The following is a 15,747-nucleotide window of genomic DNA, read 5'->3' on the forward strand; positions in this document are numbered from 1 at the left end:
CTTCGCGGTCACTTGGCGGAGCGCAGGCGGCGGGCGATCAGCGTGTTGGCCAGGCCGACCAGCAGGAGCAGCCCGAACATCAGCCACGCGATGGCGGAGGCGCGTCCGAGCATGCTGTAGTGGAAGCCCTGGTCGTACATGAGGATGCCGAGGGTCTCGTACTGGTGGTTCGTGCCGCCCTGGTGGCCGCTCTGCCCGCCGAACAGGTAGGGCTCGCCGAAGAGTTGGGTCGCTCCGATGAACGAGACGACGACGGTGAACAGGATGGTGGGGCGCAGTTCGGGGATCGTGACGTTGCGGAACTGCTGCCAGCGGTTGGCGCCGTCGATCGCGGCGGCCTCGTACAGCTCGCGGGGGACGGCCTGCATGGCGGCGAGGTAGATCAGCGCGTTGTAGCCGGTCCAGCGCCAGATGACGATCGTCGAGACGGCGAACTGGGAGGTCCAGCCGCCGGATTCCCAGTGGACCGGTCCGATGCCCACGAGGCCGAGCAGCCAGTTGGCCATGCCGCCCTCGGGGCTGAAGATCAGCGCGAAGACGAGCGTGGCGGCCGCCACCGACGTCGCGTACGGCGCGAGCAGCGCCGTGCGGAAGAAGCCGCGGGCCGGGAGCCGGTAGTTGAGCAGGTGGGCGAGGCCGAGTGCGATCAGCAGCTGCGGGACGGTGGACAGCACGCCGAGGGTGACCGTGTTGCGCAGGGCGTGCCAGAAGAGCTCGCTCGGCGGCCCGAACAGCAGGTCGGTGTAGTTCTGCAGTCCGACCCAGTCGGCCTGGTCCACGTTGTAGAGGCTGACCTGGTGCAGGGAGAGCCAGCCGGTGTAGACGAGCGGGAAGAGCCCGAACACCGCGAACACGACGAAGAAGGGCGCGACGAACATGTAGGGCGAGCCGGCGTGGTCCCAGCGCCGGAGCCGGGCGCGCAGGCCCGTCGGTGTCGCCCGGCGCTCCGGAGGGTTCGTGGCGGGCGGCTCTGCCGGGTCTCTTCGGTGGGTGCGGGTCGAGGTGGCCACAGGGTTCCTCCGTGCCGGGTCGACGGCCGGGCGGGGTCGTCGCGTCGTTCTGGAAAGGGTTTCGGTCGGTGCCGGCTGCTCGCGGGCGGACGCCGTACGGACCACGTGCGGGGCAGGGCCGGGGCGGTCCGTACGGCCGGGCCCGCGGCTACTGGATGGTGCTCGCGATCTGCTTCAGGGTGGCGGCCCAGGCGTCGTCGGAGCTCATGTGGTTCTGCTCCATCAGCAGCACGCCGTTGCTGAACACCCCGTGGAAGTCACCGTGGTGCGGGCCCGTCTCGGCGGGCTGGATGGCCTTGGCCGCGGTGGAGAAGATCTGACCGGTGGGGGCGTTGGGGCCGATGTAGGGGTTGGTGAAGTCCGTGACGCCCGGGAGCGTGTACGCCTTCTGGTTGGCGGGGATGTTGCCGACCTTCTGGAACACCTTGGCCTGCTGCTCGGGCGCCGTCAGCCAGACGGCCAGCGCCTGGGCCTGGGCGACGTGCTTGCCGGAGGCCGGCACGGCCAGGAACGAGCCGCCCCAGTTCCCGGCGGCGGGAGCCTGGGCGATGTTCCACTTGCCGGCGTTGTCGGGACCGGAGAACTTCTCGATGTTGGCCTGCTGCCACGACGGGCAGACGGTCGTGGCGAACGTGGAGTTGGAGAAGGCCGTCTGCCAGGGGGTGTCGAACTCCTTGAGGCCCTGGGTGATTCCGGCCTGGACCGCGTCGGCGGCCAGCTTCCAGCCGTTCTTCACGCCGGCGGAGTTCTGGTAGTCGGCCTTGCCGTTCTTGTAGTACTGCTCGGCGTCGGAGGAGACCACGCCGTTGTACAGGCCGGTGGCGGTGTCCATGAAGGCGGTGCCCTTGGGGGCCTTGGCCTGGTACTGGCGGCCGACCTCGACGTACTTCGCCCAGTCGCCCGCCCACAGGGCGCTGACGGCGGCCGGGTCGGCGGGCAGGCCCGCCGCCTGGAAGAGGTCCTGGCGGTAGCAGATCGCCATCGGGCCGACGTCCGTGCCGAGGCCGACGGTCTTGCCCTGGGCGGTGGTCGCCTGCTTCCACTTCCACGGCAGGTAGGCGTCCTTCTCGACACCCTGGGCGTGCGCCAGATCGGTGAAGGCACCGCTGAGCTGGTCGGAGGTGGCGAGCGCGATCCGGGTCACTTCGAGTGCCTGGATGTCGTCGAGTCCGCCGCCCGACAGGCGGGTCTGCAGGGCGGTCCAGTAGTCGCCCTCCTGGGTGGTGGTGTTCTCCTTGATCGTGATGTTCGGGTGGGCCTTCATGTACTCGTCGAAGAGCCCGGACTCCTTGTAGCCGAAGGTGCCGAAGTCGCCCACGGTGAGCGTGATCTTCGCGTTGGGGTCGTCCGAGCCGGCCTCTCCCGAGGCGCATCCGGTGGCCAGGGCCGCGGTGACGACGGTGGCCGACAGGAGGGCGGCGGCTCTGCGGGAACGGCTGCGCAGGAACATGGGGTTCTCCAGGAGCGGTAGCGGGATGCGCGAGGGTGGTCGCGTGCTCGTGGCGCCGGGGGCGGAGCCGCGAGCGGGCGCGAGGGGGTGAGGGGGAGGGGCCTGGGCGCGGAATCGGTCGGACGGCCCCGGGAGCGCCGTCCGAGAAGTGGAAGCGCTTCCAGTTGGGAAACCCTGCTCCCTGGAGCGGGAGACTGTCAAGAGGTGTTCAAGGGGTGTCCCGCCGAGGGGCTTCGAGCCGGTGCGCCGGTCGCGGGCAGGGCGGATCGCCGCACCAGCGGGGTGCGGTCACGACTGGTCAGCTCCGTCGCGGGCGCGGTTCGACGCGCGCAGGGCAGGGCCCGGGCGACGGAGCCGGGGCGCCCGCCGGGCCATCGGTCCGGGCGGCGGCGGACGATGGTGGAAGCGCTTCCGGAGCGGACGGCGGGCCGGATCGGCACGCGCCGGATCGGCACGCGTTCGGGCCGGTCCGCGCCGAGGGCCGGAAGGCGCGGTCGGAAGGCGCTCAGGGCCGGGACGTGCTCAGGACCGACGCTCAGGACCGGAAGACGCTCAGGGCCGGAAGGCGCTCCGCGGTCGGAACGCCGCCGCGGGCGAGGTCAGCCGGCCGTCGAGGGCGCGGATTCGCGGACCGTCAACCGGGTGGGGAGCACGAGGGGGCTCGGGTCGTGGCCGTCGATGACGGCCGCGAGCATCCGGGCCATCTCCAGGCCGAGCGCCCGCACCGGCTGGCGCACGGTCGTCAACGGCGGGTCGGCGTACAGGGCGCTGGCGAGGTCGTCGAAGCCGACGACCGCGACGTCCTCGGGGACGCGTCTGCCGTGTCGGCGCAGGGCGCGCAGCGCTCCCAGCGCCATGCCGTCGTTGGCGGTGAACACCGCGTCGATGTCCGGGCGGTCCGCGAGCAGCCGCTCCATGGCGGCCTCGCCGCCGGCCTGGGTGAAGTCGCCCGGCACCACGCCCGCGGCGGACCGCCCGGCCAGCACGAGCGCCTCGCGGAAGCCCTGTTCGCGGGCGACGGCCGCCTGCAGGTCGACCTGGCCGGTGATCATCGCGATGTTGCGGCGTCCGCCGCGCACCAGGTGCTCGACGGCCAGGCGCGCGCCGCCCCGGTTGTCCGGGTCGACGTACCAGCGGGGCGTGCCCGCCAGTGGCAGGCCGCCGAAGACCACGGGCAGGTCCGTCTCCTCGGCCAGGCGGCCGAGCGGGTCGTCGCCGCGCACCGCCATCAGCATCACGCCGTCGGCCCGGTGGGAGCTCAGGATGCGGCGCAGCCGCTCCTTGCCGCGGGGCGTGTTGGCCAGCAGCAGGACCAACTCCAGATCCGTCTGGTCGAGGAAGGAGCTGACGCCCACCGTCACCTCGGCGAAGAACGGGTCGGCGAACAGGCCGGGTTCGTCGCTGGACACCGCCAGCACGACCGCCCCCGCGCGCCGGGTCGCCAGGGCCCGTGCGGTCGGGTTCGGCACGTAGCCGAGCTCGCGGACCGCCCGCTCCACCGCGGCGCGCTTGGCCGCGCTGACGTGCGGCACGTTGTTGATGACGCGGGACGCCGCCGTGCGCGAGACACCGGCCCGGGCCGCGACCTCGTCCAGCGTCGGCTGGCGTCGTGGAGACGTCTCCATCGCGATTGCTGATCCTCCTGTTGCCGTCGGGCTTTCTCCGGACCATGGTTCCACAGGCGTCCCGTGCCACCAGGGCGACCGACCGGCCCGCGCGCCCCCGCTGATCGGAAGCGCTTCCACACTCTAGGCCAGCCGCGCCCGGTTTTGCCGGGACAGCGGTGACTCCGGTCGATTTCCTGCGGGGACGACGGTGCGCCGCAGTTGCTGCACGCGTCTTGACACCGGGTTCGGATCGGCTCAATCATCTGGCAACTGGAAGCGCTTCCAACTTCCGCCCCCACCCCACCCAGTGGAGGAAGCACCATGCGCCGCTCCCCCCGTAGGCTCTTCCTGCTCCTGGCCCCAGCGCTGACCGCCCTCCTGCTCGCGGTCCACCCCGGCACCGCGTACGCCGCCGACCCCACCACCATGACCAGCGGCTTCTACGTCGACCCCGACTCCTCCGCGCGGCAGTGGGTCAACGCCCACCCCGGCGACGGCCGCGCCCCCGCCATCCGCTCGTCGATCGCCGACGTGCCCACGGCACGCTGGTTCGGCAACTGGAGCGGCACCATCGGCACGGCGACCGGCGCCTTCGTCGGCGCGGCCGCCGCCAACCGCAAGCTGCCCGTCCTGGTGGCGTACAACATCCCCAACCGCGACATCTGCGCCGGCCAGTCCGGCGGCGGCGCGGGTTCCGACGCCGACTACGCCACCTGGATCGCCGCCTTCGCCGGCGGCATCGGCAACCGGCCGGCGGTGGTCGTCCTTGAACCCGACGCACTGGGGGACGAGTCCTGCATGACGCAGAGCCAGATCGCCGCGCGCAACGCGCTGCTGAACAACGCCATCGCGCAGTTCAACGCCAAGGCCCCGAACACCTGGGTCTACCTGGACGCCGGCAACCCGGCCTGGCTGAGCGCCACCACCATGGCCCAGCACCTGGCCGCGGCCGGGGTGAAGGGAGCCCACGGGTTCTCGCTCAACGTGTCCAACTCCTTCACCACCGCGCAGAACACGGCGTACGGCAACTCCGTCAACGCGGCCCTGCGGTCGTCCTACGGGTACACCAAACCGTTCGTCGTCGACACCAGCCGCAACGGCAACGGATCCGACGGCAACTGGTGCAACGCGGCGGGGCGCAGGATCGGCACGCCCACGCAGATCGGCGGCGGCGCCGAGATGCTGCTGTGGATCAAGGCGCCCGGCGAGTCCGACGGCAACTGCGGCACCGGCGCCGGATCGAGCGCCGGGCAGTTCCTGCCGCAGGTCGCGTACAACCTGATCTACGGCTACTGACCGTGGACCGGCACCGGCCCCCGCCCCCCGGGACCGGTGCCGCCGCACGCCCCGCCCACTCCGCCCCCACACCGCTGCACTCGCGCCCCGGCCACTCCGCCCCCACACCGCTGCACTCCCGCCCCCAGCCCTCCTGCCCCGCCCCGAGAAACCGACAAGGACACCTCGTGAGACCACGCATCCCCCGCTCGCTGATCCCCGTCGGCATCGCCGCCCTGCTGATCGGGCTCGCCGTCCCGGCGCAGGCCCAGGCCCAGGGCCAGGAGCAGGGCCAGGGCCGCCGGGCGACCGGCCACACGCTGCCCGCCGACACCCGCTTCTACGTCGAACCGGACCGCGACGCCGCCCGGCAGTCCGTCACCGACCTGCTGCACGGCGACTTCGCCGGCGCCACCACCATGGCGAAACTCGCCAGTTGGCCCGGCGCCCACTGGTTCTCCGACGGCACACCGGCCGAGGTCGAGGAGCAGACGCGAACCCTGGTCCGCCGCGCGGCCCGCACCGGGACCGTCCCGGTCCTGGTCGCCTACGACATCCCGGGGCGGGACTGCTCCCAGTACTCGAGCGGAGGCGCGCAGTCCGACGCGGACTACCAGGCCTGGATCGCCGCGCTGGCCCGCGGCGTCGGCCGCGACAAGGCGGTGGTCGTCCTCGAACCCGACGGCCTGGCCAATCTCCCCCGCGACTGCTCTCCCACCACCGACCCCACCGGCACCCTCACCGCGGGGCGCATCGCCGACCTCCGCTACGCCGTCGACGCCCTGGAGAAGCAGCCGAACACCACCGTCTACCTCGACGCGGGCAACAGCCACTGGCAGAGCGTGGGCACCATGACGCAGCGCCTGATGCAGGCGGGCGCCGACCGCGCCCAGGGCTTCTCGCTGAACGTCTCCAACTTCTTCGCCACCGACCTGTCCGACCGCTACGGCACCTGGGTGTCGGACTGCCTCTGGTACGCCACCAAGGGCCCGGAGGCCGCCCGCGGGCACGCCGAGGCGTGCGCCGGCCAGTACTTCTCCCCGGCCGCCCCCAACGACGGCCGCCCCGGCAACGCCGTCGACGTGGACGACCCCGCCACCTGGCACTGGACCGACCTGTGGTTCCAGCAGAACGTCGGCACCCCGCCCGCGGGCGAACGCACCCACTTCGTCGTCGACACCAGCCGCAACGGGCAGGGCTCCTGGACGCCGCCGGCCGGCAAGTACACCGGCGACCCGCAGATCTGGTGCAACCCGCCCGGACGCGGCATCGGCGACCGCCCCACGGCCGGCACCGGGACCGCGCTCGCGGACGCCTACCTGTGGATCAAGACGGTCGGCCAGTCCGACGGACAGTGCAACCGCAACATCCCCGGCGGAACGATCGACCCGGAGTACGGCATCGTCGATCCGGCGGCCGGCGCCTGGTGGCCCGAACAGGCCGCCACACTGGTGCGGAACGCCCGCCCGGCACTGACCTTCAACAGCGGGTACTGAACCCGGGCCGGACGGCTCCCCCTCCCCGGCATGAAAGTTACGCCGTCCACCGCACCGTTCACCGCAGCTCAGCCCGCCGCCCCGACCCGGGCGGCGGGCCGTGCCGTTGACGCGCGACGGCGCCTCCGCCGACTCTCGGGGCACCGTCGGCGACCCGCGCCACCCCCACCCGCGTTGCCCCACGGCCCCACCCCACCCGCGTTGCTCCCACGGCCCCACCCGCTCGCGTTGCTCCCACGGTCCCACCCCCCGAGAGGAACACGCCCATGCCCCTGCGGCCCCCACCGGGCACCTCGCGCCTGCCCGCCGCCCTGGCGGGCCTGGCCCTGCTGGCCGCCGGCCTGCTCTGGAACACCGCTCCGAACGCCGACGCGGCCGCCACCGCCACCACCACCGCGGCCGCCACCGCCACCACGGCAACGGTGAGCGTGAACGCCGCGCAGTCCCTCGCCACCGTCCCCGCCACCGCGATCGGCACCAACGGCTCGGTCTACGACAGCAAGCTGACCGACGCCGCCGTGCCCGGCCTGCTCAGGCAGGCCGGCGTCGGCCTGGTCCGCTTCCCGGGCGGCAGCTCGTCCGACAGCTACGACTGGAAGACCAACACCGACCTCACCAACGGCCCCCAGGCCGTCGACTTCGACCAGTACGCCGCCATGCTCCGCCAGTCCGGCGCCCAGGGCATGGTGACGGTCAACTACGGCAGCGGCGACACGATCGGTGCCACGAAGTCCCCGGCCGAGACCGGTGCCCAGCTCGCGGCCGACTGGGTGCGGTACGCCAACATCACGCACGACTACCACATCAAGTACTGGGAGATCGGCAACGAGATCTACGGCAACGGGACCTACACGGCCGACTGGGAGACCGACAAGCACTGCACCGGCGCCGCCCCGGCCGACTGCGGCCCGGCGGTGTACGCGCGGAACACCAAGGCGTACATCGCGGCGATGAAGGCCGTCGACCCGACCATCGAGATCGGCGTGGTGCTCACCGCGCCCGGCAACTGGCCGGACGGCGTCACCTCGGCGGGCAGCCCGCAGCCGTGGAACCAGACCGTGATGACCGCACTGGCCGGGCAGATCGGCTTCGCGGACGTGCACTGGTACCCGCAGAACCCGGGCAGCGTCAGCCCGCCCGGCCCGACCGACGCGGGCCTGCTCGCCGCCTCGGCGCAGATCCCCACCATGGTCGGCACACTGCGCTCGCAGCTCGGCCAGTACGCGGGCGACAGCTCGGTGCCGATCATGGTGACCGAGACCAACTCGGTCTCCTCCAACCCCGGCAAGCAGACCGTCGGCCTGGTCAACGCGCTCTTCCTGCCGCAGGACTACCTCGGCTGGCTCGCCAACGGCGTCTCCAGCGTGGACTGGTGGCAGATCCACAACGGCATCGTGACCACCGGTGACAACGGCTCCGCGCTCTACGGTTCGGCCGCCTACGGCGACTACGGCATGCTCGCCGACGGCAGCTGCGGCACGGTCAACGGTGCGCAGGTGTGCGAACCGGCGCCCGACACGCCGTTCCCGGCGTACAACGCGATGACGCTGCTCGGCAGGTTCGCCCACCCGGGCGACACCCTGGTTGCGGCCGGGTCCAGCCGGCCCCTGCTCAAGTCCTACGCGGGGCGGTCCGCCGACGGCTCCCTGCGGGTACTGCTGGTGAACGACGACCCGACCGACAGCTACCAGGTGGGCCTCGACTACGCCGGGTTCACCCCGGCCCCGGGCACGCCGGTGGTGACCACGATGGCCGGCCCCTCCGCCGCCCTGACCACGGCGAGCACGGGCACCGCCGCCTCGCAGACCGTCGCACCGTACAGCGCGGTGCTGATCACCCTGCAGCCGGGCGCCGCGGCGACCCCGCCGACCACGCCGGGCACGCCCGTGGCCGCGGCCGTCACCAGCGGGTCGGTGCAGCTGAGCTGGGCCCCGTCCACCAGCTCCACCGGTCTGGCGGGCTACGACGTGGTCCGGGTCGCGGGCGGCACCGAGACCGTGGTGGCCTCGCCCACCGCCGCGAACGCGACCGTGACCGGCCTGCAGCCGGACACCGCCTACACCTTCGCCGTCTACGCCAAGGGCGCGGCGGGTGACCGCTCGGCCCGCTCCGGCACCGTCACGGTGACCACGGCGCCGGCCGGCGGCGGCACCTGCAAGGTCGGCTACTCGGTGACGGACTGGGGCAGCGGCTTCACCGCGACCCTGGTGCTCACCAACACCGGCAGCACACCGGTGAACGGCTGGACCCTCTCGTTCGCCTGGCCCGGCAACCAGCGACTGAGCACCGGCTGGAACGCCGCCTGGACGCAGTCGGGCAGCACGGTGACCGCCGGCAGCCTGGCCTACAACGCCACCCTGGCGCCGGGCGCCGCCACCACGCTCGGGCTCAACGCCTCGTACTCGGGCGCGAACCAGCCCCCGAGCGGCTTCACCCTGAACGGCACGCCCTGCGGCTGACGGGGGGCGACACGGGCCGTCCGGGCAGCGGAGTGCGCTGTCCGGACGGCCGTGCCGGAGACACCCGCGAGTGGGACGGGCCGGCACCGCGCGGGCCCCCGGCCGGACCCGACTCGCCCCGGCTCCCGATCCGGGGCAGGCCAAGGCCTGCCCCGGATCGTTTGTGAGCGCTAACATCTAGGCGGCACCCTGGCGGCATGAGACAGTGGCGCCGCTGCCCGCCGACCTGGCGGACGGTCGGACCGGGGGTATCAGTGGGGGCTGCGCGTGGGAACTGAAGCGGTCGGTACGGAGGCACGACAGCCGGTGATGGCTGACGTCGCGAAGCTGGCCGGCGTCTCCCACCAGACGGTGTCCCGGGTGCTCAACGGTGCTCCGCACGTGCGGTCCGACACCCGGGAGCGGGTGCTAGCCGCGATCCGCGAACTCGACTACCGGCCGAACTCGGCAGCCCGCGCCCTGGTCACCCGCCGCTCGCAGACCCTGGGCGTGGTCAGCTTCGACTCCACCCTGTACGGCCCCGCCTCGATGCTCGACGGCATCGAACGCGCCGCGCGCACCGCCGACTACTTCGTCAGCGTCGCCAGCCTGCGCTCCCTGGACAGCCGCTCCATGCAGGAGGCCGTGGACCGGCTGCGGGACCAGGGCGTGGAAGGCGTCGTGGTGATCGCCCCGCAGATCTCCGCGGTCGGCGCCCTCGCCAAACTGTCCAGTTCGGTACCGGTGGTCGCGGTCGGATCCGGCAGCCAGTCCCGGATGCCGATGGTGTCGTTCGACAACCGGTCCGGCGCCGAGGTCGCCACCCGGCACCTGCTCGACCTCGGCCACCGGACCGTGCACCACCTCGCCGGGCCGGCCGGCTGGCTGGAGAGCGCCGACCGCCAGGACGGCTGGCGGCGCGCCCTGGAGGCCGGCGGCGCCCGGGTGCCGCAGGTCGAGAGCGGCGACTGGAGCGCCCGCTCCGGCTACGAGGTGGGCCGCCGGATCGCGCACGATCCGGAGGTCACCGCCGTCTTCTGCGCCAACGACCACATGGCCCTCGGCCTGATCCGCGCCCTGCACGAGGCGGGCCGCGCCATGCCGGGCGAGATCAGTGTGATCGGCTTCGACGACATCCCCGAGGCCGCGTACTTCACCCCGCCGCTCGCCACCGTCCGGCAGGACTTCGGCGAACTCGGCCGCCGCGCCCTCGAACTCCTCCTGGAGGAACTGGCCGGCGTCGCCCACACCCGCGACCACGTCCAACTCTCCCCGGAGATGGTCCTGCGGCGCAGCGCCGGCCCCGCCCGCCGCGCCTGACCCGAGCCGGCGCGCCTGACCCGCGGGACCGCACCGCCGCACCTGACCCGCGCCTGCGCGCCTTGCCTGCACCCCGCTCCTGACCTGCGCCGCCGTGCCCGACCCGGCCGCCGAGGTGGCTGTCGGCGGCCGTCGGCGCGAGCGTTGCGAGCAGGTGAAGTCGTCGCGTCGTTCCCCCCGGTTCGACGGTTCTCCGTGCGCCGCGTTCCAGGTGGGCGGACGTGCGCGTCATCCGGGCACCGCGTGGTGCGCGCGGCAGGGATTCCCTCCCAAAACGGCTCAACTCCCCTCGGTGCCGTCGAGTTGATGTTGGTTCGGGTTCTCGCCGACGGAGCTGGTCAAGATTGGGTAACGGGGTGCGAGGGCCTTGCCGGTGTGGATTGTGAGCGTTAACAATCTGATCGAGCGAAGCGGCGCCGAAACCTCGCGTTCATGTGACCGGTGCCGTTCGCGCGATCGATGATCCCGAGAGGAAGTCCCACCATGTCCAAGAGAGCTGCGGCGGCCCTGGTCGCCGGTGCGATGGTCACCGTCCTCACCGCGTGCGGTTCCGGCGGCGGTGGGGGCTCGACCGACAAGGGTGCCGGCCACAAGCTCGTCGTGGGCTTCTCGCAGGTCGGCGCGGAGAGCGGTTGGCGCACCGCGAACACCAAGTCGATCCAGGAGTCCGCGAAGAAGGCGGGCATCGAGCTGAAGTTCTCCGACGCCCAGCAGAAGCAGGAGAACCAGATCAAGGCGATCCGCTCCTTCATCCAGCAGAAGGTGGACGTGATCGCCTTCTCGCCGGTGGTGGAGTCGGGTTGGGACACCGTGCTGAAGGAGGCGAAGGACGCCAAGATCCCGGTGATCCTCACCGACCGGGCGGTGGACTCCAAGGACGACTCGCTCTACGTCTCCTTCCTCGGCTCGGACTTCGTCGAAGAGGGCAAGAAGGCCGGCGACTGGCTGGTGAAGGAGTACCAGGGCAAGTCCGACGACGTGAACATCGTCGAACTGCAGGGCACCACCGGTTCGGCGCCGGCCAACGACCGCAAGGCGGGCTTCGGCGACGTGATCAAGGCGGACGCCAAGTTCAAGGTGGTGGCCTCGCAGACCGGTGACTTCACCCGGGCGAAGGGCAAGGAGGTCATGCAGGCCTTCCTGAAGGCCCAGCCGAAGATCGACGTGCTGTACGCGCACAACGACGACATGGCGCTGGGTGCGATCCAGGCCATCGAGGAAGCCGGCAAGAAGCCCGGCACCGACATCAAGATCATCTCGGTGGACGGGGTCAAGGACGCCTTCACCGCGATGAGCCAGGGCAAGATCAACGTCGACGTGGAGTGCAACCCGCTCCTCGGTGACCAGCTGATGGACCTGGCGAAGAAGGTCAAGGCCGGCGAGCAGGTCCAGAAGCGGATCAAGACGGAGGAGAGCGTCTTCACCCAGGACCAGGCCGCCGCCGCGCTGCCGACCCGCCAGTACTGACCGGGCCCGTCCGCCCGGGGAGCGATCGGCGGACCGCTCCCCGGGCGGCCCGGGTTCGTACGAGGAGAGGAGAGCCGGTGCGTCAGCAACCGGTCCTGGAAGTGCGGGGGATCCGCAAGGAGTTCCCCGGGGTGGTGGCGCTGGACGGAGTCGACTTCCGGCTCTTCCCCGGCGAGGTGCACGCCCTGATGGGGGAGAACGGCGCCGGCAAGTCCACGCTGATCAAGGTACTGACCGGGGTGCACCCGGCGGACGGCGGCGAGGTGGTGCTGGCCGGACAGCGGGTGCGGATCGCCGGTCCGTTGCAGGCCCAGCAGGCGGGCATCAGCACCGTCTACCAGGAGGTGAACCTCTGCCCGAACCTGTCGGTCGCGGAGAACATCTTCATCGGCCGCGAGCCACGCCGCTTCGGCCTGATCGACTGGGCCGAAATGCGGCGCCGCGCCGCCGAGTTGGTCCGCACACTGGAGCTGGACATCGACGTCAGCGCGCCGCTGGACAGCTACTCCATCGCCATCCAGCAACTGGTCGCCATCGTCCGCGCCGTGGACGTCTCGGCCAAGGTGCTGATCCTGGACGAGCCGACCTCCAGCCTCGACCGCGACGAGGTGCACCAACTCTTCACCGTGATGCGCCGGTTGCGCGACCAGGGCGTCGCCATCCTGTTCGTCTCGCACTTCCTCGACCAGATCTACGAGATCTGCGACCGGATGACCGTGCTGCGCAACGGCCGGCTGGAGGGCGAGTACCTGACCAGCGAGCTCAACCAGGTCGAACTGGTCTCCCGGATGATCGGCTCGGAACTCGCCGGGCTCGACCAACTCGCCGGCGGCAAGCGGCGCGAGCGCTCCGCGCCGGCCACCGACCGGCCCTTCCTGGCGGCCGAGGGCCTGACCCGCAAGGGCGCCGTCGAACCGTACGACCTCGCCATCAGCCCCGGTGAAGTGATCGGCCTGGCAGGCCTGTTGGGATCCGGCCGGACCGAGGCCGCCCGGCTGCTCTTCGGCGCCGACCACAAGGACGGCGGCACCCTGCGGATCGAGGGCACCGAGACGGACCTGCGCAACCCGCGCGACGCGATCGCCCACGGCATCGCGTTCTGCTCGGAGAACCGCAAGACCGAGGGCCTGGTCGGCGAGCTGACCGTCCGGGAGAACATCGTGCTGGCGCTGCAGGCGGCCCGCGGCTGGGCCCGCCCGCTGTCGCGCACCGTGCAGGACGCGCTGGCGCTGCGCTGGATCCGCGCCCTGGACATCCGCCCGGACAACCCCGAGGCACTGGTCCGCAATCTCAGCGGCGGAAACCAGCAGAAGGTGCTGCTGGCCCGCTGGCTGATCACCGACCCCAAGCTGCTGATCCTGGACGAGCCCACCCGGGGCATCGACATCGGCGCCAAGGCCGAGATCCAGAAGCTGGTCGCGGACCTCGCCGAGAAGGGCATGGCGGTGCTGTTCATCTCCGCCGAACTGGAGGAGGTGCTGCGGCTCAGCCACCGCGTCGGCGTGCTGCGCGACCGCCGGATGGTCGCCCAACTGCGCAACGACGACGAGCTCACCCCGGAGCGCGTCCTGGCCACCATCGCGAGCGGAGCGGAACAATGACCACGGCGCCGACCACTTCGGGGGTCCGGGCGGTGACCCGGCACCGGCTGTTCTGGCCGGCCGCGGTGCTGATCGCGCTGCTGCTCGGCAACCTCGCCTTCACCCCGGACTTCTTCGCCGTCCACCTCAAGGACGGCCACCTGTACGGCAGTTCGATCGACATCCTGCACTTCGGCGCCCCGCTGATCCTGGTGTCGCTCGGCATGACCCTGGTGATCGCCACCGGTGGCATCGACCTGTCGGTCGGCTCCACCGTCGCCATCGCCGGCGCGCTGGCCTGCCAGCACATCAGCGAGGCGGCCGACCCGGCGAGTCTCGGCACGGTGTTCGGCGCGGTCGGCATCGCCCTCGGCACGGCGGTGCTCCTGGGCCTCGCGAACGGGGTGCTGGTGGCCCGGGTCGGGGTGCAGCCGATCATCGCCACCCTGATCCTGATGGTCGCCGGCCGGGGCGTCGCCCAGCTGATCACCGACGGCCAGATCATCACGATCACCAGCGAGCCGTACAAGCTGATCGGCGGCGGGTACTGGCTGACGATGCCGTTCGCGATCCTGCTCAGCGGCCTGGTCGCGCTGCTCACCGCGCTGCTGACCCGCTCCACCGCGCTCGGCCTGCTGCTGGAGTCGGTCGGTGGCAACCCGGTGGCCAGCAGGCTGGTCGGCATCCGGGCGATGCGCCTGGTCGCCCTGGTGTACGTGTTCAGCGCGCTGTGCGCGGCGGTCGCCGGACTGATGGTCTCGTCCAACGTCTCGGCGGCGGACGGCAACAACGCCGGCCTGTGGATCGAACTCGACGCCATCCTCGCGGTCGTGATCGGTGGGACCTCGCTCAACGGCGGCCGGTTCTCGATCGGCGGCACCGTCCTCGGCGCGCTGGTCATCCAGACGCTCTCCACCACCGTCTACACCATCGGCATCCCGCCGGAGACCACGCTGGTCTTCAAGGCCTTCGTGGTGATCACGGTCTGCCTGGTCCAGTCGCCGAACTTCCGTGCCAAGCTCGCCCGACGCGGCGCCGGGCGCCGCAGCGCTGCCCGGCCGAGTCCTGCCACCACCACCAACCGGGAGGTCGGCGCGTGAACGCCAACACCCTGCTGACCAGAGTGCGCGGACAGATCCCGCTGCTGGTCACCTCCGTCCTGCTGGTGTCGATGTTCACCGTCGGCTCGGTGCAGTACGACGGCTTCTTCTCCGGGCAGGTGGTGCTCAACCTGCTCATCGACAACGCCTTCCTGCTCGTGGTCGCGGTCGGGATGACCTTCGTCGTGCTGACCGGCGGCATCGACCTGTCGGTCGGCGCGGTGGTGGCGCTCTCCACCATGGTCTCCGCCTGGCTGGTGGAGCGGCACGGCTGGCCGCCGCTGGTGGTCATCCCGCTGGTGCTGCTGATGGGCACGGCCGGCGGCTGGGTGATGGGCTGGGTGATCCACACCTTCGAGATCCAGCCGTTCATCGTGACGCTGGCGGGCATGTTCCTGGCCCGGGGGCTGTGCTACACGATCAGCATCGAGTCGATCTCCATCACCGACCCGTCGTACACCGCGATGGCGCAGACCCGGATCCCGCTCGGAGACCTGTTCGTCTCGCCCAGTGTGGTGATCGCGCTGCTGGTGGTGGCAGCCGGCTTCGTCGTGCTGCACTACACCCGCCTCGGGCGGAACGTGTACGCGATCGGCGGCAGCGAGCAGTCCGCCCTGCTGATGGGCCTGCCGGTGGGGCGGACCAAGACCACCGTGTACGCGATCAGCGGCTTCTGCTCGGCGCTCGGCGGAGTGCTGCTCACCTTCTACATGCTCTCCGGTTACGGCCTGCACGCGGTCGGCCTGGAACTGGACGCGATCGCGGCCGTGGTGATCGGCGGCACCCTGCTCACCGGCGGGTCCGGCTACCTGCTCGGCACCCTGCTGGGTGTGCTGGTGCTCGGTCTGATCCAGACCGTCATCAGCTTCCAGGGCACCCTCAGTTCGTGGTGGACCAGGATCGTGATCGGCGGGCTGCTGTTCGTCTTCATCGTCCTGCAGCGCCTGATCACCGCCCGGCGCAGGTAGCCCCGGGCCGCCGGTGGCACCCCGCCGCCGGCAGCC

The 15,747-nt window shown here is 71.6% G+C and carries 11 protein-coding genes; 8 read left to right on the plus strand and 3 right to left on the minus strand.

Features of this window, described 5'->3' with window-relative positions; translation table 11 throughout:
- Positions 1 to 8: 8 nt before the first annotated feature.
- From IF30_RS0112295 to IF30_RS0112305, 3 genes are all read right to left on the minus strand, one after another.
- On the minus strand, positions 9 to 1,010 hold the full coding sequence (locus IF30_RS0112295; protein WP_030236207.1) for a carbohydrate ABC transporter permease: 1,002 nt from the start codon (positions 1,008 to 1,010) through the stop codon (positions 9 to 11).
- A gap of 148 nt (positions 1,011 to 1,158) precedes the next feature.
- Positions 1,159 to 2,460 carry an extracellular solute-binding protein gene (locus IF30_RS0112300; protein WP_037899781.1) on the minus strand — a complete coding sequence of 434 codons (1,302 nt, stop codon included), beginning with the start codon at positions 2,458 to 2,460 and terminating at the stop codon, positions 1,159 to 1,161.
- Positions 2,461 to 3,059: 599 nt separating this feature from the next.
- Positions 3,060 to 4,085 (minus strand): LacI family DNA-binding transcriptional regulator, encoded by a 1,026-nt coding sequence (locus tag IF30_RS0112305; RefSeq protein ID WP_030236212.1) that lies wholly within the window; start codon positions 4,083 to 4,085, stop codon positions 3,060 to 3,062.
- A 303-nt stretch (positions 4,086 to 4,388) separates the two neighbouring features.
- Between IF30_RS0112305 and IF30_RS0112310 the strand changes: the two genes are divergently transcribed.
- The 8 genes from IF30_RS0112310 (at position 4,389) to yjfF (ending at position 15,711) form a co-directional block, all read left to right on the plus strand.
- Positions 4,389 to 5,363: a glycoside hydrolase family 6 protein gene (locus tag IF30_RS0112310; protein WP_051710007.1), complete on the plus strand. Its 975-nt coding sequence runs from the start codon at positions 4,389 to 4,391 to the stop codon at positions 5,361 to 5,363.
- Between the two features lie 167 nt (positions 5,364 to 5,530).
- Complete coding sequence (locus IF30_RS0112315) at positions 5,531 to 6,838, plus strand: glycoside hydrolase family 6 protein (protein WP_030236218.1); 1,308 nt, start codon at positions 5,531 to 5,533, stop codon at positions 6,836 to 6,838.
- A gap of 266 nt (positions 6,839 to 7,104) precedes the next feature.
- The gene (locus tag IF30_RS50200; RefSeq protein WP_030236220.1) at positions 7,105 to 9,297 is read left to right on the plus strand and encodes a cellulose binding domain-containing protein; all 2,193 of its coding nucleotides are present in this window, start codon (positions 7,105 to 7,107) and stop codon (positions 9,295 to 9,297) included.
- A 309-nt stretch (positions 9,298 to 9,606) separates the two neighbouring features.
- Positions 9,607 to 10,596, plus strand: a complete 990-nt coding sequence (locus IF30_RS0112325; protein WP_051710009.1) for a LacI family DNA-binding transcriptional regulator — start codon at positions 9,607 to 9,609, stop codon at positions 10,594 to 10,596.
- 483 nt (positions 10,597 to 11,079) lie between these two features.
- Complete coding sequence (locus IF30_RS0112330; protein WP_030236227.1) at positions 11,080 to 12,063, plus strand: ABC transporter substrate-binding protein; 984 nt, start codon at positions 11,080 to 11,082, stop codon at positions 12,061 to 12,063.
- Between the two features lie 77 nt (positions 12,064 to 12,140).
- Positions 12,141 to 13,664: a sugar ABC transporter ATP-binding protein gene (locus IF30_RS0112335; protein ID WP_030236228.1), complete on the plus strand. Its 1,524-nt coding sequence runs from the start codon at positions 12,141 to 12,143 to the stop codon at positions 13,662 to 13,664.
- Positions 13,661 to 14,743: an ABC transporter permease gene (locus IF30_RS0112340; RefSeq protein ID WP_030236231.1), complete on the plus strand. Its 1,083-nt coding sequence runs from the start codon at positions 13,661 to 13,663 to the stop codon at positions 14,741 to 14,743. The genes IF30_RS0112335 and IF30_RS0112340 overlap by 4 nt, the downstream gene beginning before the upstream one ends.
- Entirely contained in the window at positions 14,740 to 15,711 is a 972-nt protein-coding gene (gene yjfF, locus IF30_RS0112345) for a galactofuranose ABC transporter, permease protein YjfF (protein WP_078891341.1), read from the plus strand. Before IF30_RS0112340 ends, yjfF begins: the two co-directional genes overlap by 4 nt.
- Positions 15,712 to 15,747 lie beyond the last annotated feature (36 nt).

Source organism: Streptomyces sp. NRRL S-350 (assembly GCF_000719705.1).
In the GTDB taxonomy this organism is placed as follows: Bacteria; Actinomycetota; Actinomycetes; order Streptomycetales; family Streptomycetaceae; genus Kitasatospora.